Source organism: Streptomyces sp. NPDC008313 (genome assembly GCF_042956125.1).
Taxonomy (GTDB): Bacteria; Actinomycetota; Actinomycetes; order Streptomycetales; family Streptomycetaceae; genus Streptomyces.
In genome coordinates this window covers 101,584-121,129 of record NZ_JBIBFR010000016.1, presented here as the reverse complement: position 1 = coordinate 121,129, position 19,546 = coordinate 101,584, and the positions used below count along the sequence as shown (strand labels likewise).

Genomic DNA, 19,546 nt, shown 5'->3' with positions numbered 1-19,546 from the left:
GGTTCACAGGGGTGTGTGGTTGAGGACGACCAGGTACGCCCCGTAACCGAAGGAGAGCCCGGCCAGGGCGCCGACCACCAGGACGGCGTGCCACGGCCGGGCTCTCGCCGTCCGTACGAGCGCCCGGGCGGGCGGGAGCAGCAGCGGGAACGCCGGCAGCAGGAAGCGCGGCTTGCACTCGAAGTAGCCGGAGCCGCCGAGCGCCACGACGAGCAGGACGCCGCAGTAGGCCACCAGCGGGAGCGGTGCGCGGTCGGCGATCAGCAGGGCGAAGAGCAGCACGGCGAGGGCCACGAGCAGCATGGCCAGCGGGAACACGGCCCGCCCTCCGTGCAGCAGCACCTGCCGGGCGAAGTCGAGCGAGCCCGCGCCGAAGTCGAAGCGTGAGCCCCAGCCCCGCTGCACGGTGAAGTAGCCGCCGAGCAGATCGCCCTTGAGGTGGCCCACCCACAGGACGTAGCCGCCCCAGCCGAGCGGGGCGAGCGCGGCGCCCGTCCACAGCCTGTGGGTAACTTTTCCCCGGCGCCGCGCCGCCTCGTACGCCGCCGTCAGGAGGACGGCCGCGGCGACGGCGAACCCGTTCGGGCGCGAGAGGCCCGCACAGGCCGCGAGGGCGCCCGCCCACAGCCACCGTCCGCTGAGCACCGCGTACAGCGACCAGGCGGCGAAGGCGGCGAGCACGGGTTCCGTGTACGCCATGGTCAGGACGATGGAATGGGGCAGCAGCCCCCACAGCACGACCAGTGCGGTGCCGACCGCGCGGCCGTGCAGCCGGGCCCCGACCGCGTACACCCCGCAGGCGGCGACGGCCGTGGCGAGCCAGGACACGAGCAGCGCCGCCGTGCCGCCGCTCACCGGCAGGACGGCCCCGGCGGCCCGGACGAGCCCCGGATACAGGGGGAAGAAGGCCAGGTCACTGTTGGTGAGCCAGGGTCGGTAGTGCAGGGTGCGCCCGTACCCGTCCGCCGCGATCGCCAGGTACCAGACCGAGTCCCAGGAATGCCCGAGCAGGGCGAGCGGATGCTTGTCCGCGGCGCGCGCGACGAGGGCGAGCACACCGGCTCCGACGATCCTGGCGGCCGCGAACAGCGTCAGCGCGGCGAGCGCGGCCCGCACCCGGACGTCCACGGCGAGGGCCGGACGCCGGGCGAGGAGGGCGGGGAGACGGCCGGGCGGGGAGGAGGCCCGGGGGGTGCCGTCCGCGGTGGCGGACTGCTCCGGACGGTCGTTCGGTGCGAGAGCGCTCGAATGGGTCACCTTGGCACTGTGCGTCCCCTGCGCCCCGAATCGCACGCTTTCCGGGCCCGCGTCGGCAGGAATACCGGTATGAATGACCCGCCCTGATGCCGCCCGCGGCCGACCGCGCGCCCACGCCCTCGATGAGAGCGTGTTCCCCGGTTCAAGTGCACTCGCCGGGCCGTTCCCAATGCCTCGCAGCGCCGTCTGAGTACAGGTACTCAGACGGCTGATGGCCGATACGGATGGGGCAGGTGATGCGGCGTAGCTACTGTGCTTCTCGACCACCGCAGGGTGAAGTCCTGCTTGCACGTCATCTTGGCGGCGTACGACGGGACACGGGGAGGGCCACGCATGGCGTGGGAGGAATGGGACCAGCTCAAAGCGGCAGCGACTGAGCGCCACGCGACGGGAATGCAGATCGATCAGTTGCCTGCCGACCCCGGCGGATCCACTGGCAGCCCCACCGGAGGCGGCGGTGTGGGGACTCTCAAGCACTCACACGGGCCGTGGACGCGGGCTGCGACCGCCGCCGACGATCTGCGGACGAGCACGGGCAAGTCCAAGACCGACTTGAGCTCATCCCATGACGGTGTGGGGACAGGGGTAGAGGGGCTCGCGAGCCTGGGTGCCCTGAGGGTCGTGCTCGCTTCATGGGAGAGGCGTCTGGGAGACGTTCGGGATGAGTGCGACGCACTGGGACCCAAGTTGCGCGACGTCGCCCGGGATCTGGGTGAAGCGGACGTCAAAGCGGGTGCCAGGGCTGATTCGGTGAAGGTGGCCGGCGTCGGGAGGGGCGAGTAACGCATGGGCTCAACACTGAACTGGCAGCAACTGAGGGATCTCAAATTGTCCGAGCTCTCTGACGCAGCCGATGGCTGGGCCGCGGCATTGCGACATGCCGACTCCGCGCGCGAGCAGGTCGACGGCCGCATGAGTGGCCCGCTCGACAAGACCCAAGAGAGCGATTCGGCGAAGGCTGCGGTGAAGCGCATCAGGCGGCTGAGTGAAAACTATTACTACATTCAGGCCGAGTGCGGGCTTATTCGCGGCAGCATCGATGGTCTGGTAACAGAGCTGATGGTACAGCGTAGGAACCTGCGCGAGGCCCTTGATGACGCTGCGGTCCTCGGCTACAGCGTCAATACGAACGGAAGCGTCGAATATCCCGCCGGTGGAGCAAATGGGCTGACTGAGGGAGAAGTTCCGGGAGGAACAGCCTCGCGTACTTCGGCCGGAATACCGTCGAGGTTTCCGATCAGGCCGGGAAATGCGGACACATACTCATCGCGCTGGCCTGAAGTGAGGTCATCCCACCACATTTTTACATCACGAGGAGATCCATCGAGCGGAATGGCATCCTTGAGGTACGGCATCGCGGAGGCACCAGCGGTATCGATATCGGAAGCCACATCCGCCCACGTCTTGGTGTCAACACGCAGTCCAGGCGCGGCCTCCAACTCCTTCAGCGCTGCACAGTAGCGTGCGTCAACCTCTTGAGCTCGGAGCACAGCAAAAGAGATGCAGTCGGCAATCTCCTTGGCTTTCGCATAATGCGGATTGGGGCTTTTGAACTGACGGCCATCTTGCCCCATCCCCGGCTGATACCGCCCTTTTCCACCGGAAGACGGGCTCGGGTTACTTGAGTCAAACCGACCATTCTGACCGTAAAACTCGACGAGGGCAGTAATCCACCCATGTTTTTGCTGGGTGTAGGGGATGACGGAAATGGACGGGCGATCGTCAGCTACGGGAACCCTGACACCTCCAAGAATGTTTCCGCATATGTTCCTGGGCTCGCCACCGCACTCGATGGCGACTTCGCCGACGGCACTGTCCGACGGGCGCTTCAGACTGCGAAGGGTGCATATAAATATAATCACTCCACTGCTTTCATCGTCTGGCTCGGATACGATGCTCCCGGATTCACTGAGGTTGGGTCTACTGCCGACGCAGACAAAGGCGCCCCCGCCTATCGAAGCTTCATGGAGGGCATACAGGCAACCAACGAAAAGGAAAACCCGCACATTACAGCTATCGGGCACTCGTATGGATCCCTTGTGGTAGGGACAGCTGCCAGGGAGCATGGTGGAATCCCGGGTGTGGATGACATCGTCCTTCTGGGAAGCCCAGGAACGGGTGCGCAGAGTGCGAGTGAACTCAATGTCGGCGATGGGCACGTTTTTGCCGCGTCTGCCGGTAATGATCCTGTTTCATGGCTTCCGGCTCGTTCCGGGCTTCTCGGGCCCGTTCCGGCAGTGCTGAGCAACATGGACGGTGATCGTTGGTTCGGAAAAGATCCTGTCAGTGACGGATTCGGCGCCACACGCATTGAGTCGGGTGATGGTCCGCTTCCGATGTGGCTGTCGGGGGAAGGTCCGACTCCCGCTCACTCCGGGTACTTCGATCCGGACAGAAACCCCTCTGCGGCGAACAATATGGCCAAGATCGTCGCTGGGAGATCGGATCTGGTCACGACGGAAGAAGGCCGATGAAGAAATTCCTCCTCCCCATGATCGGTGCGGCGCTCGCGGTCCTTTCCCTTGTGAGTTGCACTGACAATGGCGGCGATTCGGCGAGTGGGCGAGAGGATGCCAAGGTGAATATGCAGGGAGCCGCAGACGAGGCCGACCGATTGATTCAGCGGACGCTCTCCCAAGTGGAGCCTCCCGTCGAATGGGCTCATGACACTTCGGATCACGGCAGCTGCGACGGCCGATCGAGTGGTTATGGAGACGTCACGCGACGCGCGGTCGTCATGACGAAGGTTTCAGATGCCAGGAGGGGTGCGTTCCTCGGCATAATCGAGCGGTATTGGAAGAAGAGTGGACTTGAGATCACCGATGTCAAGTCGAACAATGAGTTCCCTGAGATGTACGCCGAGACAGAGGACGGGTTGCTACGGATGAGCCTGATCGTTGGGGGCGAGGGACAATTCTTTCTTGACGCACAAACTGCTTGCGTCAAGAAATCGGACGTTACTGCGCCATCGACACAAGCGAATGGGCGCAACTACTACGGCCGGGCGATCCCACGTCCCAACGTGGACAGCGTTTTCTGGTCGTCCAACGATCCGATCACTTCTTCGTCAGCCTCCCCGAGGACGTGAGCCGAGTTTCGGGTCCAGCTGACCAGGCGTGGCAGCGGCCCAGTCGCATCGTGGAGAACGTCGTCCTGCTTGCAGAACGCGAACCGCACGAACGGCGCACCCACCTCCCGGTCGTCGTAGACGTATTCACGGGTTGCGCAACAAGCCCACCAGGGGCAACTCCAGCATCGCCGGTGAGTCGGCTGCCGTTCGTGTCCTGCGATGCACGGTCCAAAGTTAGCCCTTCGCGTCGAAGGTGGGGCCTCAGCTTCCGTCCGTCCAGTACTTCTGGAGTCTCGCGACCGCCTCGTCCTTGGTCATTCCCGCCACGGTGTCCTCGCCTACGCCCACCCGGTGGATGAGCAGATGCACAAGGTCAGCGGGAAGGGCCTCGCTCGGCGGCTGTGGGGCACCTCGGTCAGGCAGCTCGCCCTGCTGTGCGCAGGCCCAGAACTCGTCTTCGTCGACGTCCAGTTGGTCCCGCAGGATGTGTCGCCACATCGCGGCGCCGTATGTGGTGCGGTCCACCGGGTGCGAGATTCTGGTGCGCAGGATCCGGCCGTCGTGCAGGGTGAGTTCGTAGGTCACGTGATGGGTACCGGTGCGCCCGCGAGCGTCACGGACGCGTTCCCACTTCTCGGCACGGCAGAAACGGTCATGGTTCTCACGGTCGGGCTGGGGCCGGGTCAACGTTGAGCACCCACCAGCCAGTCGCGCAGTTGTCCGTCGTCGCTGAGAGCGATCAATTGCACCAGGCCCCAGTGGTCCGCGTGGTTGGGTGCGGTCCGCAGCCTGTCCTGCCAGTCCTCGGCATACTCGCGAAGGACCTGGACCATCTCCCCTATGGCTTCGTCGAAGGTGGCCCCGTCGGCGGCCAGTGGCAGGCCGGCCAGGAAGACGGACCAGCCGCCAGCCTCGGCGACCACCTCCGCCTTCGAGGGGCACACCAGCGACAGATACTGGCGCAGCCGCTCCACGTCCACGACTGCCGAGCGCCCGGAGTCACGGCGTACGGTCGCCACCCGTCCCTCGTCGGCCGCGTCGAGAAGGTCCTTCAGGTGTGTGCGTGCCTGGGTGTAGCTCTCGTAGTGGACCGCGGCCATGACCTGCCTCCTTGTTCGCCCCGACCTCTCCAGCGTGCGGGCAGCGGTCACGTACGTCAAGTACTTCATGTACGTGAGAGGGTGTCGTCGCCGGAGACGGGGTCGCCGCCCACGCCGGAGGACGGTCCGCTCGCGGTACTGTGCGGCGAGTGCGGGCGGACCGGGGTTTGCCGCCGGAAGTGGGAATTCCGGAGGCGCGTTGATCTCAACGATGCTGGAATCGTTTAGGGCCCCCGAGGAGAATCGTTGAGCGCGCGCATCCTGGTCGCCGAGGACGACGAAAAACATCTCGTCTCATCCGGATCTATCTGGAACGGGAAGGCAACGCCGTGCAGGTCGTGGCCGACGGCCGGGCAGCGCTGGAACGGGCGCGTGCGACGGGGCCCGATCTCATCGTTCTCGACGTGATGCTGCCGCTCGCCGACGGGCTCGACGTGTGCCGAATTCTGCGTGCCGAGGCCCACGAGGTACCGATTCTGCTGCTGACCGCGCGCAGCACCGAGGAGGACATGCTCCTCGGCCTCGACCTGGGGGCCGACGACTACCTCACCAAGCCCTACAGTCCCCGCGAACTCACCGCGCGGCTACGGGCGCTGCTGCGGCGCTCCAGGAAAGGCGGCGCGGCCGGCGACAAGGTGCTGCGGGTCGGCGCGGTCGAACTGGACACCGCCCGCTTCGAGGTCCGGGTGGCAGGCCGTCCCGTGGCGCCGACCTCCAAGGTTCTCGATACTGGAGGCTCTTGCCCGCGAGCCGGGGCGGGTGTGCACCCGGGCCCGGATCATCGAGCGTGCCTTCGGCTTCGACAGCGACGTACTCGAGCGCACGGTGGACGCCCACGTGCGCAACCTGCGCCGGAAGCTGGGGGACGACCCCGCCCGGCCGCGCCGTCTGGAGACCGTGTACGGCCGGGGGTACCGCATGGTGGACGGCCCGGCGCCCACCCGGGCGCCCGCGGGGTCCTGACCGGGGCCGGTCAGCCGGCGTCGGTCGGCGACGGTCCGGTCGCGGCGAGCGTGACGGTGAAGGCCGTGCCGGCGCCGACGGTGCTCTCCACGGTGATCGTCCCCTGGTGGTCGGCCACGATCTGGCGGGCGATGGACAGCCCCAGGCCACTTCCTCCGATGGCGCGGCCCCGCGCGTCCGCCCGCCAGAAGCGGTCGAAGAGATGCGGCAGGTCCTCGGCGGGTATTCCCTTTCCGGTGTCCCGCACCCGAAGGCACGCGAGATCGCCGTGCCGGCCCAAAGCCAGTGTCACCGTGCCGCCCGGCGCCGTGGCCCTCAGTGCGTTGCCGACCAGATTGCCGACGACCTGGCGCAGCCGGTCGGCGTCGGCGATGACGTCCACAGGTCGCGGCGCGTTCAGCCGCAGCGCGACACCTGCCGCGTCGGCCTGGGCACGGTGAGCCGTGCCGGCGGCTTCGAGGAGCTCGCGCAGGTCGACGCGCACCCGGTGGTAGGTGAGGCCACCGGCCTCGGCCAGCGCGAGAGCGGAGACTCGTCCCGGACGCCGAGACGGATCACCAGGCGTGGCGGGGCGGCGGAGCCCACGTGCTCCTCGACCAGAGCCGAGGCCACCAGGACCGTACGTCGTCCGCGCCGACCGCGCGGGAACCTCCCCGTGCTCGTGATCGGTCCGCACGACCGCCTCCGCCGTCATCAGCCCTTGAGCACGCAGTTCTCGGAGGCGTCCAGGAACTTCGTGTTCTTCTTCAGCGCCGCGTTGTCGCCGAAGTCGACCTGCCCCTCAGCATCCGGGTCGGGGGCGTCGACCCCGTTCTCCCGCAGGTATGTCACCCACTCGCGCTGGGCGTTCACGTACGCGGCCACGTCGTCGCCGCCACTCGGCGCGGTCGTCCCGCCGGACGCCTTGCCGCCGCCCGCGGTCGGGACCCTCGGGTGTCGCCCCCGCCCCCGCCCCCGCAGCCGGCCAGGGTGATCGCCATGACCGACGCCGTCACCACGGCCGTCAGCACCCGGTTCGTCCTCATCGGTTCTCCCGCCTGCTGTCGCGCCCGACCGTGGGCGCGGCGGGCCTTGCGACCATAGGCCGGAGGTGACGAACAACCTTTGAAGAACCTGTCATCCGATGACTCAGGGGTGCGTAGTCCTCGAGGGAGACGGTGACGGCCGGCTCATGCCTCCGGTGCGGCATGGTTCCGGAGGAGGCTCAGGGCTCCCGTCTGCGGGGCCGCGCGTGGCGTCAGCGTGCGAACTTTTCGATGGCTGCGGGGGTGACGGGGGTGAAGAAGTTGACGAGGTTGCCGTCGGGGTCGCGGAACAGCAGCGACCGGTTGCCCCAGGGCATCGTGGTGGGCTTGGTGACGAAGTCGGTGACGAAGCCGGTCAGGTTCTGGTGAACGCGGTCCACGTCGTCGACGAGGAACTCGGTGATCACGCTGTGGTTGTCCGCCGGGCGGGCAGAGCCCGGGGCGAACAGCGGGACGGTGCGGGTGCCGGCGATCGCGAGGGTGGCGCCCCCGGTCCTGAGTTCGGCGAAGTCCTCGGTGGCCCACGTCGCCCGCGCCCCCGTGGCCCGCTCGTAGAAGTCGACGAGGCGCGCTACGTCGCCGGTGATGATGCGGATAGAGACGAAGTCCATGGGAATCTCCTCGGCTGTGCTGAAGGCGTGCACTGCGCAGGCTAGGAGAAATAGTGGACAGAATCGGTCCTGTATTCGCAGTAGGCTGCGACCATGTCCCGACCGACCGCCCGCGTGCTGACGCTCCTGGAGCTGCTGCAGTCGGGCGGCACCCGGACGGTGGCAGAACTCGCCGACCGGCTCGGCGTCGAAGGGCGCACCGTGCGGCGGTACGTGGACCAGCTGATCGACCTCGATGTGCCCGTGGAATCGGTGCGCGGCCGCTACGGCGGGTACCGGCTCGCCCCCGGGTACCGCCTGCCTCCGCTCATGCTCAGCGACGACGAGGCGCTGGCCGTGCTGCTCGGCCTGGTCGCGGGCCGCCGAGCGGGGTTGACGACGACGGAGCGCACGGCGAGCGAGACGGCATCGGCGAAGATCCGGCGAGTGCTGCCCAAGCACATCGCCCGCCGGCTCGACACACTCCTGGCAGCTCTCGCCTTCACGGATCAGCACGGCGAGTTCGACACCCCGGACGCTGGAGTCCTGCTCACCCTCGCCGATGCGGTGCGCCACCGCCGGCCGGTCTCGATCCGCTACACCGACCGCGACGGACGGCCCAGCGAACGCACGCTGCACGCGTACGGGATCGTCGCCCATGCCGGCCGGTGGTACGTCACGGGCGAGGACGCCAGGATCGGCGAGGACCGGACCCTCCGGCTCGATCGCATCGCGGACGCGCGGACCCTGCCCGGCTCGTTCGAGGCGCCCGCGGGGCCCGGTCCGGCACAGCGCGTGCTGTCGGGGTTCGCCACGGCCGAGTACCGGCATGAGGTGACCCTGCGGATCCACGGGACAGTCGAGCAGATCCGCGCCCGCCTTTCCGTCAGCGTCGCGCGCCTGGAGGAACACGAGCCCCTGGCCGGCCAGGACCGGGCGACCGAGCGCTGGCTGCGCGTCGAGCTGCGGGCGAAGCGACTCGACTGGTTGCCTCCGGTACTCGCCTCGCTCGACCGGCCGTTCGTCATCGAGCGCCCCGACGAACTCCGTGACCTCGTCACCGCGCTCGCCGACCGCCTCACGGCCTCCGCCCGCCGAGCCTGACCGCGGGGGACCGATGCCATGAGACGGCGCACCTAGGGGGCGAGCGCCTTGAGTCGGGAGGCCGCCTCTTCCAGCACCCCCGTCTGCTTGCAGAACGCGAACCGCACGAAGGGCGCGCCCTCCTCCCGGTGGTCGTAGAAGACCGCGTTCGGGATGGCGACGACTCCCGCGCGCTCGGGCAGGGCGCGGCAGAAGGCGAAGCCGTCGCTCTCGCCCAGGGGGCGGATGTCGGTGGTGATGAAGTAGGTGCCCGCGGTCCTGAAGACCCCGAAACCCGCCTCCGCCAGGCCGCCCGCCAGCAGGTCCCGCTTGGCCAGCATGTCCTCGCGGAACGCGGTGAAGTAGCTGTCGGGCAGGGCGAGTGCCTCGGCGATGGCGTACTGGAACGGGCCCGAGGACACGTACGTCAGGAACTGCTTCGCCGAGCGGACCGCCGAGACCAGTGCGGGCGCAGCCGTCACCCAGCCGACCTTCCAGCCCGTGAACGAGTACGTCTTGCCCGCGCTGCTGATCGTGACCGTCCGTTCGCGCATCCCGGGGAAGGTGGCGAGCGGGATGTGTTCGGCGTCGTCGAAGACCAGGTGCTCGTAGACCTCGTCGGTGATCACCAGCAGGTCGCGCTCGACGGCGAGCCGGGCGATCTCGGCCAGTTCCGCACGCGTCAGCACGGTGCCGGTCGGGTTGTGCGGGGTGTTGACCAGCAGCAGCCGGGTGCGGTCGGTGACCGCGTCGCGCAGCTCGTCCAGGTCCAGCCGGAACGCCCCCTCGTGCGGGCGCAGCGTCACCGGGACGCGCCGGCCGCCCGCCATCGCGATCGACGCCGCGTACGAGTCGTAGTACGGCTCGAGGGCGATCACCTCGTCCCCGGGCTCCAGCAGCGCCAGCAGGGACGCGGCGATCGCCTCCGTGGCACCGGCCGTGACGAGCACCTCGGTGTCGGGGTCGTACACCAGCTCGTACTCGCGGCGCTGGTGCGCGGCGATCGCCGTCCGCAGTTCGGGGACGCCCGGGCCCGGCGGGTACTGGTTGCCGCGCCCGTCGCGCAGCGCGCGCACCGCGGCCTCCCTGACCTCCTCGGGCCCGTCCGTGTCGGGGAAGCCCTGACCGAGGTTGACCGCCCCGGTGCTGAGGGCGAGAGCGGACATCTCCGCGAAGATCGTCGTGCCGAACTCGGCGAGCCGGCGGTTCAGGAGCGGGCGGCGTGCGCTGGAGGTCATGACGGCCATCCTGCGCCCAAGCTCTGGACTTCCTCAACTCCGCTTTGACGCGTCGCGGCCGAGGGCATCCCCCTCTCACGCACGGTCCACGGGGGGCCGTTCCGGGGGAACGGAAGGAGGGTGGGGCCATGTTCGTCGGCGTCATCCTGGCGTTCATCGTCATCGCGCTGATCCTGCTCGTGGTCAACGCGAGCAGGAGGGACAGAAGGGCCGGACACCGGCCGGGGCGCCGCACCGGGAGGAGCGGCGGGGGGAGCGACAGCAGCTGGTGGGCCGGCGGGGGCGGCGCGGCCGTGTCCTGCGCGAGCTCGTCGCACCAGGGGGGCTCGTCGTGCGGCGGAAGCTCGTCGCACCACGGGGGCTCGTCGTGCGGGGGAGGCTCGTCGTGCGGGGGCGGGTCCTCCTGTGGCGGCGGTGGCGGGTGTGGCGGGGGAGGCGGCTGACGGGACGGCGTCCGAACCGGGGCCCCGCTCCCGGACCACCGGACCGCCGGACGGCCCGTCGCGGGTGCGTGCGTACCCACGCGCGCCCGCGGCGGGCCGTCCGGCGTCGTGCGGTGTCGTCGCCCGTCGTCACCCGTCGTCCCCCTCGTCCCTCCTCGCCGCCTGTCGCCCGTCGTCCGCTGTCGTGTCTGCCGGTCGCGTCAGCGGTCGCCGGTGGTCGTGAAGTGGCACGCGGCGGTCGGAAGAGGGCGCCGGGGCGCTCGGGGCGCGGGCCGCTGGTGAACAAGTGAGCTGTGCAGCCCTCGGGGGGATGGAAACCGACCGAAGTTGGGTAAAAACGCTGTGGTGGCGCCATAGTTCGTGATTCGCTCTCCCCCATCAGACGCAGCCCTCGGCCGTCCTCCCGAGCGTGCTGCCGGAGCCGGTCTCCCGGTGCCGGTTCCCCGGCGCCGGCCGGAGTGGCGCCGTACCCACACCTCCCTTTGCGTGCCCGCGGAGCCGATCCATGCTCACGACCCTGAACACCTCCTACACCGACACGTGCGCGGCCGACCTCGCGTGGGCGATGGGGCGCGAGCCGCTGCCCGCGCTCGCCACGCTCGATCTCGAACTCCCCGGAGCGACCGTGCAGTTGCGGCTGCTCGGCGCGTCCCACCAAGTGCTCTTGGAGGAGGAGGGGCGCGGCTGCTCGGAGACCGTCGCGTGCATGACCGGCAGCAGCACGCCCCTGCCGCTCGGCGTCACCAAGCGGGCGGGCGGCTGGGAGTACGAGTTCGCGGCCCACGTCGAGACCCTCTCGCACCACTCGTTCGCGGGCCGCGCCCAGGAGTTGCTCGCCCTGGTCGCCGACCATCCGCACGGCCTCGCGGGCGTCTTCCCCGGCAGCCCGCACGCGTTCACCGCGATGCTCGCCCGGCGCCACGAGGGCCAGATCCACTGGCGCACCTGGCACGCCTACCCGCAGGACGGACAGCTCGTCGCCACCCGCACGCGCGTGGGCGTCCGGGTTCCGGCCGCCGCCGCGCTGTAGCGAGTGGGGGGCGAGCCGCAGTGGGTGGCGACGGGTGGCGTACGGCACAGACCACACGTGTGGGTGACAGGGTGCGGAAGCCCGGTGACGTAGCGTTCGCAACGTGATCGAGTCGCACGCGCCCGCGCCCCCCGGCGCCCCGCCCCGGCCGGGCGGCCGGAGCGAGGCGCGGCTGCCCGTCCGGCCCGGCACCGGACGCTTCCTCGTGCTCGCCGGGGTGTTCGTCTGCGCGGCCTGCGGACTGGTGTACGAACTGGAACTGGTCGCCCTCGCCTCGTACCTGATCGGGGACTCGGTCACCCAGGCGTCCGTCGTGCTCTCCGTGATGGTCTTCGCGATGGGCATCGGCTCACTCGCCGCCAAGCGGCTGCGCCGGCACGCCGCGGCCGGGTTCGGCGCGCTGGAGGCGGCGCTCGCGCTGGTCGGCGGCTGCAGCGCGATGGCGCTGTACGCGGTGTTCGCCTGGACCGGGGACTGGGGCGGCTTCTGGGCGGGCGGCCCCCGCTGCCTCCTGGTCGTCTTCTCCCTCACCATCGGCCTGCTCATCGGCGCCGAGGTCCCGCTGCTCATGGAGCTGATCCAGCGCATCCGCCGCCAGGACGCGGGCGGCGCGGTCGCCGACCTCTTCGCCGCGGACTACGTGGGCGCGCTGGTCGGCGGCCTGGCCTTCCCCTTCCTGCTGCTGCCCCTGTTCGGCCAGCTGACCGGCGCGCTGCTCACCGGCACGGTGAACAGCCTGGTCGGCGGCGCCCTCGTCCTCGGCCTCTTCCGCCGCGACCTGACCCGGCGGGCCCGCTGGGCGCTGCTCGTCGCCAACCTCACCGTGCTCGGCCTGCTCGGCACCGCGGCCGCCCTCGTCGACGACTTCGAGCGGGCGGCACGGCAGGCGGTCTACGGGGCGCACGTGCGCGTCGCCGTGCGGACCGGCGTGCAGGAAGTGGTGCTCACCGGCGGGACGGACGGCCACCCGCTCTCCCTGTTCATCGACGGACGGCTGCGCGTCGGGGCGCGCGACGAACACCGCTACCACGAGGCCCTCGTCCACCCCGCGATGAACGGCCCCCACGCGCGCGTGCTCATCCTCGGCGGCGGCGACGGACTGGCGGCGCGCGAGGTCCTGCGGTACGCGGACGTGCGTCGCGTCGACGTCGTCGAGGTCGACCCGGGCGTCCTGGGACTGGCCCGCGACGACCGCGCCCTCGCCGCGCTCAACGGCCACGCGTACCGGGATCCGCGGGTGCACGCCGTCACGGCCGACGCGTTCCGGCGGCTGCGGCACACCCGTACGACGTACGACGTGGTCATCTCCGACCTGCCCGACCCCGGCATCACCGCCAGCACCAAGCTGTACTCGCAGGAGTTCTACGGACTGGCCCGCCGGGTGCTGGCCCCCGGCGGGCGGCTCGCGGTCCACGCGGGACCGGTCGCGCCGCGCCCGCGGGTCTTCTGGACCGTCGACGCCACCGTCAGGTCCGCCGGACTGCGCACCGCGGACTACCGGGTGACCGGCCGGGAATCCGGCGCGGCCGGCCCCGACCGCGCCGCCCGCTCGTCCCACCCCCCGCGCGACTGGGGTTTCGTCCTCGCCGCCCGGGCCCGCCCCGAGCTGCGCCTCGATCCCGCCGGCCCCTCCCCGCGCACCCTCACCGCGGCCGCGCTGAGGGCCGACGCCCGCGCCGCCTCCCGTACGCGCGTCCCCGGGCTGACGCCTTCCACCCTGGTGCATCCCCGGTACGCCGACCGAGGGTGGGGCGGAGGAATCCCGTGATACGCGGGTGCGGTCCGGGCCGTGCTGGGTAGGCTCGGCCGACATGGAGCACGAGGTGTACGTTCCGGTTCCCGCCGCGCGGCTGAGGGAGGCGCTGGCCGATCCCGCCCGGGTGGCCAGGGCGGTGCCCGGGCTCCAGCAGGAGGCGGGCGCGCCGCCCGTCTCCGGGCGCCTGAAGGTCCGCGTCGGCGGCCACACCATCACCTACCGGGGCGTCCTCGCGGTCACCGCGCAGGACGACGGTTCGTACGCCGTCGAGGGCGACGCGACCGAGGCCCGCGGCACCGGTGCGGTGAAGCTGGCCCTCACGGTGCGGCTCGCCCCCGCCGAGAGCGGCACGACGGTCACCTTCACCGGGGCGGCGACGGCGGACGGCCGCGTGGCGGACATCCCCGCGGACGCGGTGGCCTCGGCGGTGGCCCGGCTGCTGAACCGTTTCGCGGGCAACCTCGCGGACGTACCGGCCGAGGAGGCGCCCGGCGGACTGGCCCGGGAGGACGGCGACGGAACGGACCCCGCGGCCGGCGCGCGACAGGAACCCGCGTCGTGGCCGGAGGGCGACCGGACGGCTGAGCCGGAACCGGGATCGGGCCCGGAACCGGCATCGGAACCGGAGCCGGAGCCCGGACGTGATGCCGATGCCCCGGCCGCCGCGGAACCGGAGAACGAGACCCGGCCCGGCGCCGACCGCGAACCCCCGTCGGTCTTCGACACCGAGGTGCCGCCGCCGTCCCTCGACCCCCTCGCGGACGACGGCACGGCCGACGACGTCGTGGGCGACGACCTCGTGGCGGAGGACTTCGCCGACGGACCGGCCGACGACGAGGAGCCGCCCGCCGAGGCGGCGCACGCCCGGCGGACGATGATCGGCCGCAGCGCGGAGGAGGTCGACCACGCCCCGCCGCGCGGGCGGTACGCCCCCGTCCCGGCCCCCGAGTCCGTCGTGTCGGGCGCGACCCTGCGCTGGGCGGCACCCGCGGCGGCCTTCGTCGTCGCCTCCGCCATCGTCGTGAGCCGCGTGCTGCGCAAGCGCCGCTGAGGGAGCGACCGCGCCGCCGAGGGAGTGACCGCGCGCGGACGCGGCCGGACGGGAGGCCCGCGCGACGGTCCGCGCACGTCGCCGTGCCGGTGGCCGCGGGTTCCGCGACGCGGTGACCAGTAGGGTCAACTCCGTGAGTGACGAAGACATCACGCTGACCGCGGGTGACGCGGAGGTGACCGTGCAGCCGGGGAACGGCGGCCGGGTGGGCAGTCTGCGGATCGGGGGCGTCGAACTGCTGCGGCAGGGCGCGAGATTCGGGTGCTTCCCGATGATCCCGTGGTGCGGCCGGACCCGTGAGGGGCGGTTCCTGGACGGCGCGACCGTACGGAAGCTGCCGCTCAACGCCCCGCCGCACGCCATCCACGGCACCGCCCGCGACCACCCCTGGCGCACCGCCCGCGCGGACGCGGGCGAGGCCGTCCTCACGTACGACCTGGGCGACCCCTGGCCGCACAGCGGTCTGGTCACCCAGTCCTTCGCGCTGACCGAGGACACGTTCACGGTCACCGCGTCGGTGGAGACGTACGAGGACTCCTTCCCGGCGCAGATCGGCTGGCACCCGTGGTTCAACCGGAACCTCGGCGGCGAGGACGTCCGGCTCGGCTTCACGGCCGCCTGGCAGGAGGAGCGCGGCGACGACCACCTGCCCACCGGACGGCGCGTGGACCCCCGGCCCGGCCCCTGGGACGACTGCTTCGGCATGCCGGACGGCGTCGACGTGACGCTGACCTGGCCCGGGCAGCTGGAGCTGCGGGTCACCAGCCGTGAGGAGTGGGTCGTCGTCTACGACGAGCAGGACGCCGCGGTCTGCGTGGAACCGCAGACCGGCCCGCCCAACGGCCTCAACACGCTTCCGCGCCTGGTCACTCCGCTCGACCCGCTGGAGGCGTCGACCACCTGGAGCTGGCGGCACCCCTGACGGCCCCGCCCGGGGCGTGACCCGGCCCCGATCGTGCGCACTTAAGCTGGCTGCCATGAGTGACGTCAACGCGACCGGGCCGGCAGGCACCCGGGACGAGCTGCTGCGGCAGATCAAGGACAAGGCCGTCGTGCACGGCAGGGTGACCCTGTCGTCGGGCCTGGAAGCCGACTACTACATCGACCTGCGCCGCATCACCCTCGACGGCCGGGCCGCCCCGCTGGTCGGTCAGGTCCTCCTCGACCTGACCGCGGACCTCGACTTCGACGCGGTGGGCGGCCTGACGATGGGCGCCGACCCGGTGGCCGCCTCGATGCTGCACGCGGCCGCCGCGCGCGGCCGGACGCTGGACGCGTTCGTCGTCCGCAAGGCCGCGAAGGCGCACGGGCTGCAGCGCCGGGTCGAGGGTCCCGACATCAAGGGCCGCCGCGTCCTGGTCGTCGAGGACACGTCCACGACCGGCGGTTCCCCGCTCACCGCCGTCGAGGCCGTGCGCGAGGCCGGCGCGGAGGTCGTCGGCGTCGCCACCATCGTCGACCGGGCCACGGGCGCCGCCGAGAAGATCGAGTCGGGCACCGGCGTCCCGTACCTCTTCGCCTACTCCAAGGACGAGCTGGGCCTCGACTGAGGCCCGCCGTCCGCCCCACCGTCCCACGGCGCCGGGAAGCGTCCCGGCGCCCGCCGGGGCGCCCGCCCGGACGCCCGCCCGGACCCGTCCGGCCGCCCAGGTCCCGGATCCCGGACAGGGGGCCGGACCATCCGGCCCGGTCTGGAAAGATGGGGCCGACGATGACGTCGCCCCCCTAGGTCAGGGCCTTAAGCACCACGCAACCCGCATACACAAGGAGCGGTCAGATGCCTATCGCAACCCCCGAGGTCTACAACGAGATGCTCGACCGGGCGAAGGCAGGCAAGTTCGCCTACCCGGCCATCAACGTGACCTCGTCCCAGACCCTCCACGCCGCGCTGCGCGGCTTCGCGGAGGCCGAGAGCGACGGCATCATCCAGATCTCCACCGGCGGTGCGGAGTTCCTGGGCGGCCAGCACAACAAGGACATGGTGACCGGCGCCGTCGCGCTCGCCGAGTTCGCGCACATCGTCGCCGCCAAGTACGACGTCACCGTCGCGCTGCACACGGACCACTGCCCCAAGGACAAGCTGGACGGCTACGTACGTCCGCTGATCGACGTCTCCGCCGAGCGCGTCGCGGCCGGCCGCAACCCGCTGTTCCAGTCGCACATGTGGGACGGCTCCGCCGAGACCCTCGCCGACAACCTCTCCATCGCGCAGGAACTGCTGGAGAAGGCCCGCGCGGCGAAGATCATCCTCGAGGTCGAGATCACCCCGACCGGCGGCGAGGAGGACGGCGTCTCGCACGAGATCAACGACTCCCTCTACACCACCGTCGACGACGCGATCCGCACCGCCGAGGCCCTCGGCCTGGGCGAGAAGGGCCGCTACCTGCTGGCCGCGTCCTTCGGCAACGTCCACGGCGTCTACAAGCCGGGCAACGTCGTGCTCCGCCCCGACCTGCTCAAGGAGCTGAACGAGGGCGTCGCCGCCAAGTTCGGCAAGGCCTCCCCGTTCGACTTCGTCTTCCACGGCGGCTCCGGCTCCACGGAGGACGAGATCCGCACGGCGCTGGAGAACGGCGTCGTCAAGATGAACATCGACACCGACACCCAGTACGCGTTCACGCGCCCCGTCGCCGACCACGTCCTGCGCAACTACGACGGTGTCCTGAAGGTCGACGGCGAGGTCGGCAACAAGAAGACCTACGACCCGCGCACGTGGGGCAAGCTCGCCGAGGCCTCCATGGCCAAGCGCGTCACCGAGGCCTGCGGCCACCTGCGCTCCGCGGGCACCCGCATCAAGTAGGGCCCGCTCGGCGGCGCCGCGCTCGCGGCGCCCCGCTCGGCGGACAGCGCACGAAGGGCCCGGTCTCCCAGGATGCCGGGCCCTTCCGCATGCTCGTATGCTCCGGGGCATGGCTGATGCGCCACCGCGGGAGGCCCCGGGCATCAGGATCTCCTCCCCGCAGGGGAAGTGGGTCCTGCTGACCACCGTGCTGGGCTCCAGCATGGCCCTGCTCGACTCGACCGTCGTCAACGTCGCGCTGCCCCGCATCGGCCGCGACCTCGACGCGGACCTCGCCGCCCTCCAGTGGACCGTCAACGCCTACATGGTCACCCTCGCGGGCCTGATCCTGCTGGGCGGCGCCCTCGGGGACCGGTTCGGCCGCCGCAGGATCTTCGTGCTCGGCGTGATCTGGTTCGCGGCGGCCTCGCTGCTGTGCGGCATCGCCCCGGACGCGCGCGTCCTCATCGCGGCCCGCGCGCTCCAGGGCGTCGGCGGCGCCCTGCTCACGCCCGGATCGCTCGCGATCATCCAGGCGTCCTTCCACCCGGACGACCGGGCCAGGGCCGTCGGCCTGTGGTCGGGGTTCGGCGGGGTCGGCGCGGCCGTCGGCCCGTTCCTGGGCGGCTGGCTGGTCGACGGCCCCGGCTGGCGCTGGGTCTTCCTGCTGAACGTGCCCGTCGCCCTGGTCTGCGCCCCGGTCGCCGTGCGGCACGTCCCCGAGTCGCGCGACGGCCGGGTGCACGGCCGGGGCTTCGACGTCCTCGGCGCCGCGCTCGGCGCACTGGCCCTCGCCCTGCTGACGTACGCGCTGATCGAGGCACGCGGCGCCACCCTCGGCGTCGCCGTGACGGCGGTCCTGGGCGTGGCGGCGGCCGTCGCGTTCGTCCACGTGGAGCGGCACCGCCCCGACCCCATGCTGCCGCTCGGCATCTTCGCGTCACGCCAGTTCAGCGCGGTCAACGGCGTCACCCTGTGCGTGTACGCGGCGTTCGGCGGTTTCTTCTTCCTCGCCGCGCTGCAGCTCCAGGTCGTCGCCGGCTACTCGGCGCTCGGCGCCGGTACGGCGCTGCTGCCCACGACCGCGCTGATGCTGCTGCTGTCGGCGCGCTCCGGGGAGCTGGGGGAGCGGATCGGGCCGCGGGTGCCGCTCACGGTGGGCCCGCTGCTGTGCGCCGCCGGGATGCTGCTGATGCTGCGGGTGGGCCCGGACGCCTCGTACGTGCGGGACGTGCTGCCCGCGCTGCTCGTGCTGGGCCTGGGGATGGTCACGCTGGTCGCGCCGCTGACGGCGACCGTGCTCGCCTCGGTGGAGACCGGCCGGGCGGGGCTGGCCAGCGGCATCAACAACGCGGCGGCGCGGGCGGCCGGGCTGGTCGCGGTGGCCGCGCTGCCGCTGCTGGCGGGGATGGGCCCGGAGGCGTACCGCTCGGCGGAGCGGTTCGACGACGCCTTCCGGCGGGCGATGCCGCTGTGCGCGGGCGTCCTGGTGGCCGGCGCGGTCCTCGCCTTCACGACGGTGCGCCGCCCGGCACCGGACTGCCGTCACCCGGAGTGCCACACCCACGGTTCGGTGGCCGTGCCCCCGCTGGAGCCGGGGCGCGGGAGGCGGGTGCCGGAGGGGTGACGCGGGGCGGCGGGGGCGGTCGCCGGTGCCGTGACGCCGGGCCCGTGCCCGGCCCGTATCCTGCCGTTTCCCCGTACGCCGAATGCAGCAGACTGGAACCCATGAGCCTTCACGAGAACCTCCTCGGGGGACCGCCCCCGACCCACCTGCCCGACGACCCGGAGCCGCGCGAGCTCCTCGCGAACGGCACGGACCCCTCCGACGTCGCCGCGAAGTACCCGACGTCCTCGCTGGCCTGGGCACGGCTCGCCGACGAGGCGTACGAGCGGGGTGGCGTCGTCGAGTCGTACGCCTACGCCCGTACGGGATACCACCGCGGTCTGGACTCCCTGCGCCGCAGCGGCTGGAAGGGCCACGGCCCGGTGCCCTGGGAGCACGAGCCCAACCGGGGCTTCCTGCGCGCCCTGCACGCCCTCGCCCGCGCCGCGCAGGCGATCGGCGAGCAGGAGGAGTACGAGCGCTGCAGCCAGTTCCTGAAGGACTCCTCGCCGGCCGCCGCCCAGACGCTGGGCTAGCGCCGCGCGCGGCAGGGCC

General features: G+C 71.3%; 20 protein-coding genes and 1 pseudogene. 13 read left to right on the top strand and 8 right to left on the bottom strand.

Going from position 1 to position 19,546, the window contains the following annotated elements:
• Positions 1 to 3: 3 nt before the first annotated feature.
• On the bottom strand, positions 4 to 1,257 hold the full coding sequence (locus ACFY93_RS22490) for a hypothetical protein (protein ID WP_391361824.1): 1,254 nt from the start codon (positions 1,255 to 1,257) through the stop codon (positions 4 to 6).
• 333 nt (positions 1,258 to 1,590) lie between these two features.
• Between ACFY93_RS22490 and ACFY93_RS22485 the strand changes: the two genes are divergently transcribed.
• Complete coding sequence (locus tag ACFY93_RS22485; protein ID WP_391361821.1) at positions 1,591 to 2,040, top strand: amino acid ABC transporter permease; 450 nt, start codon at positions 1,591 to 1,593, stop codon at positions 2,038 to 2,040.
• Between the two features lie 329 nt (positions 2,041 to 2,369).
• On the opposite strand, the gene ACFY93_RS22480 is transcribed toward ACFY93_RS22485, so the two are convergent.
• Positions 2,370 to 2,831, bottom strand: a complete 462-nt coding sequence (locus ACFY93_RS22480) for a hypothetical protein (protein WP_391361818.1) — start codon at positions 2,829 to 2,831, stop codon at positions 2,370 to 2,372.
• 102 nt (positions 2,832 to 2,933) lie between these two features.
• On the opposite strand from ACFY93_RS22480, the gene ACFY93_RS22475 reads away from it, so the two are divergent.
• Together ACFY93_RS22475 and ACFY93_RS22470 are read left to right on the top strand one after the other, a co-directional pair.
• Complete coding sequence (locus ACFY93_RS22475) at positions 2,934 to 3,731, top strand: alpha/beta hydrolase (RefSeq protein ID WP_391361815.1); 798 nt, start codon at positions 2,934 to 2,936, stop codon at positions 3,729 to 3,731.
• The gene (locus ACFY93_RS22470; protein ID WP_391361813.1) at positions 3,728 to 4,345 is read left to right on the top strand and encodes a hypothetical protein; all 618 of its coding nucleotides are present in this window, start codon (positions 3,728 to 3,730) and stop codon (positions 4,343 to 4,345) included. The genes ACFY93_RS22475 and ACFY93_RS22470 overlap by 4 nt, the downstream gene beginning before the upstream one ends.
• Before the next feature lie 243 nt (positions 4,346 to 4,588).
• Here the strand turns inward: ACFY93_RS22470 and ACFY93_RS22465 are convergent, their stop codons facing one another.
• Both ACFY93_RS22465 and ACFY93_RS22460 read right to left on the bottom strand, forming a co-directional pair.
• Positions 4,589 to 4,912, bottom strand: coding sequence for a cytotoxic translational repressor of toxin-antitoxin stability system (locus tag ACFY93_RS22465; protein WP_391361810.1), 324 nt, complete (start codon positions 4,910 to 4,912; stop codon positions 4,589 to 4,591).
• A 98-nt stretch (positions 4,913 to 5,010) separates the two neighbouring features.
• Positions 5,011 to 5,427: a prevent-host-death protein gene (locus ACFY93_RS22460; protein WP_391361808.1), complete on the bottom strand. Its 417-nt coding sequence runs from the start codon at positions 5,425 to 5,427 to the stop codon at positions 5,011 to 5,013.
• Positions 5,428 to 5,673: 246 nt separating this feature from the next.
• On the opposite strand from ACFY93_RS22460, the pseudogene ACFY93_RS22455 reads away from it, so the two are divergent.
• Positions 5,674 to 6,390 (top strand): annotated as a pseudogene (locus ACFY93_RS22455) (response regulator transcription factor).
• 10 nt (positions 6,391 to 6,400) lie between these two features.
• On the opposite strand, the gene ACFY93_RS22450 reads toward ACFY93_RS22455, so the two are convergent.
• The 3 genes from ACFY93_RS22450 to ACFY93_RS22440 all read right to left on the bottom strand — a co-directional run bounded on the left by ACFY93_RS22450 (position 6,401) and on the right by ACFY93_RS22440 (position 8,026).
• Positions 6,401 to 6,874, bottom strand: coding sequence for an ATP-binding protein (locus ACFY93_RS22450; protein ID WP_391361806.1), 474 nt, complete (start codon positions 6,872 to 6,874; stop codon positions 6,401 to 6,403).
• Positions 6,875 to 7,083: 209 nt separating this feature from the next.
• The gene (locus ACFY93_RS22445; protein ID WP_391361803.1) at positions 7,084 to 7,254 is read right to left on the bottom strand and encodes a hypothetical protein; all 171 of its coding nucleotides are present in this window, start codon (positions 7,252 to 7,254) and stop codon (positions 7,084 to 7,086) included.
• Between the two features lie 373 nt (positions 7,255 to 7,627).
• A complete protein-coding gene (locus ACFY93_RS22440) occupies positions 7,628 to 8,026 on the bottom strand; it encodes a VOC family protein (RefSeq protein WP_391361800.1) in 399 nt (132 codons plus the stop codon).
• Between the two features lie 93 nt (positions 8,027 to 8,119).
• Here ACFY93_RS22440 and ACFY93_RS22435 point away from each other — a divergent pair, with 93 nt between their 5' ends.
• A complete protein-coding gene (locus tag ACFY93_RS22435; RefSeq protein WP_391361798.1) occupies positions 8,120 to 9,109 on the top strand; it encodes a WYL domain-containing protein in 990 nt (329 codons plus the stop codon).
• A 32-nt stretch (positions 9,110 to 9,141) separates the two neighbouring features.
• On the opposite strand, the gene ACFY93_RS22430 is transcribed toward ACFY93_RS22435, so the two are convergent.
• The gene (locus ACFY93_RS22430) at positions 9,142 to 10,335 is read right to left on the bottom strand and encodes a pyridoxal phosphate-dependent aminotransferase (RefSeq protein WP_391361795.1); all 1,194 of its coding nucleotides are present in this window, start codon (positions 10,333 to 10,335) and stop codon (positions 9,142 to 9,144) included.
• A gap of 939 nt (positions 10,336 to 11,274) precedes the next feature.
• Between ACFY93_RS22430 and ACFY93_RS22425 the strand changes: the two genes are divergently transcribed.
• The 8 genes from ACFY93_RS22425 (at position 11,275) to ACFY93_RS22390 (ending at position 19,527) form a co-directional block, all read left to right on the top strand.
• Entirely contained in the window at positions 11,275 to 11,799 is a 525-nt protein-coding gene (locus ACFY93_RS22425; RefSeq protein ID WP_391361792.1) for a DUF2617 family protein, read from the top strand.
• A gap of 103 nt (positions 11,800 to 11,902) precedes the next feature.
• Positions 11,903 to 13,567 (top strand): polyamine aminopropyltransferase, encoded by a 1,665-nt coding sequence (locus ACFY93_RS22420; protein ID WP_391361789.1) that lies wholly within the window; start codon positions 11,903 to 11,905, stop codon positions 13,565 to 13,567.
• A 43-nt stretch (positions 13,568 to 13,610) separates the two neighbouring features.
• The gene (locus ACFY93_RS22415; RefSeq protein WP_391361786.1) at positions 13,611 to 14,606 is read left to right on the top strand and encodes an SRPBCC family protein; all 996 of its coding nucleotides are present in this window, start codon (positions 13,611 to 13,613) and stop codon (positions 14,604 to 14,606) included.
• A 133-nt stretch (positions 14,607 to 14,739) separates the two neighbouring features.
• A complete protein-coding gene (locus ACFY93_RS22410) occupies positions 14,740 to 15,528 on the top strand; it encodes an aldose 1-epimerase (RefSeq protein WP_391361783.1) in 789 nt (262 codons plus the stop codon).
• 55 nt (positions 15,529 to 15,583) lie between these two features.
• Positions 15,584 to 16,156 (top strand): orotate phosphoribosyltransferase, encoded by a 573-nt coding sequence (pyrE, locus tag ACFY93_RS22405; protein ID WP_391361780.1) that lies wholly within the window; start codon positions 15,584 to 15,586, stop codon positions 16,154 to 16,156.
• A gap of 227 nt (positions 16,157 to 16,383) precedes the next feature.
• Positions 16,384 to 17,406, top strand: a complete 1,023-nt coding sequence (fbaA, locus tag ACFY93_RS22400) for a class II fructose-bisphosphate aldolase (RefSeq protein WP_391361777.1) — start codon at positions 16,384 to 16,386, stop codon at positions 17,404 to 17,406.
• A gap of 109 nt (positions 17,407 to 17,515) precedes the next feature.
• The gene (locus ACFY93_RS22395; RefSeq protein ID WP_391361775.1) at positions 17,516 to 19,012 is read left to right on the top strand and encodes a DHA2 family efflux MFS transporter permease subunit; all 1,497 of its coding nucleotides are present in this window, start codon (positions 17,516 to 17,518) and stop codon (positions 19,010 to 19,012) included.
• Between the two features lie 101 nt (positions 19,013 to 19,113).
• A complete protein-coding gene (locus ACFY93_RS22390) occupies positions 19,114 to 19,527 on the top strand; it encodes a DUF3151 family protein (protein WP_391361772.1) in 414 nt (137 codons plus the stop codon).
• The last annotated feature ends 19 nt before the right edge of the window (positions 19,528 to 19,546 follow it).

What these genes read in the sequence shown, in the direction of transcription:
- ACFY93_RS22485 (WP_391361821.1), top strand. Translation starts at nt 1,591, where the DNA reads ATGGCGTGGGAGGAATGGGACCAGCTCAAAGCGGCAGCGACTGAGCGC.
- ACFY93_RS22480 (WP_391361818.1), bottom strand. Translation starts at nt 2,831, where the DNA reads ATGGGGCAAGATGGCCGTCAGTTCAAAAGCCCCAATCCGCATTATGCG.
- ACFY93_RS22475 (WP_391361815.1), top strand. Translation starts at nt 2,934, where the DNA reads ATGTTTTTGCTGGGTGTAGGGGATGACGGAAATGGACGGGCGATCGTC.
- ACFY93_RS22470 (WP_391361813.1), top strand. Translation starts at nt 3,728, where the DNA reads ATGAAGAAATTCCTCCTCCCCATGATCGGTGCGGCGCTCGCGGTCCTT.
- ACFY93_RS22460 (WP_391361808.1), bottom strand. Translation starts at nt 5,427, where the DNA reads ATGGCCGCGGTCCACTACGAGAGCTACACCCAGGCACGCACACACCTG.
- ACFY93_RS22440 (WP_391361800.1), bottom strand. Translation starts at nt 8,026, where the DNA reads ATGGACTTCGTCTCTATCCGCATCATCACCGGCGACGTAGCGCGCCTC.
- ACFY93_RS22435 (WP_391361798.1), top strand. Translation starts at nt 8,120, where the DNA reads ATGTCCCGACCGACCGCCCGCGTGCTGACGCTCCTGGAGCTGCTGCAG.
- ACFY93_RS22430 (WP_391361795.1), bottom strand. Translation starts at nt 10,335, where the DNA reads ATGGCCGTCATGACCTCCAGCGCACGCCGCCCGCTCCTGAACCGCCGG.
- ACFY93_RS22425 (WP_391361792.1), top strand. Translation starts at nt 11,275, where the DNA reads ATGCTCACGACCCTGAACACCTCCTACACCGACACGTGCGCGGCCGAC.
- ACFY93_RS22415 (WP_391361786.1), top strand. Translation starts at nt 13,611, where the DNA reads ATGGAGCACGAGGTGTACGTTCCGGTTCCCGCCGCGCGGCTGAGGGAG.
- pyrE (WP_391361780.1), top strand. Translation starts at nt 15,584, where the DNA reads ATGAGTGACGTCAACGCGACCGGGCCGGCAGGCACCCGGGACGAGCTG.
- fbaA (WP_391361777.1), top strand. Translation starts at nt 16,384, where the DNA reads ATGCCTATCGCAACCCCCGAGGTCTACAACGAGATGCTCGACCGGGCG.
- ACFY93_RS22395 (WP_391361775.1), top strand. Translation starts at nt 17,516, where the DNA reads ATGGCTGATGCGCCACCGCGGGAGGCCCCGGGCATCAGGATCTCCTCC.
- ACFY93_RS22390 (WP_391361772.1), top strand. Translation starts at nt 19,114, where the DNA reads ATGAGCCTTCACGAGAACCTCCTCGGGGGACCGCCCCCGACCCACCTG.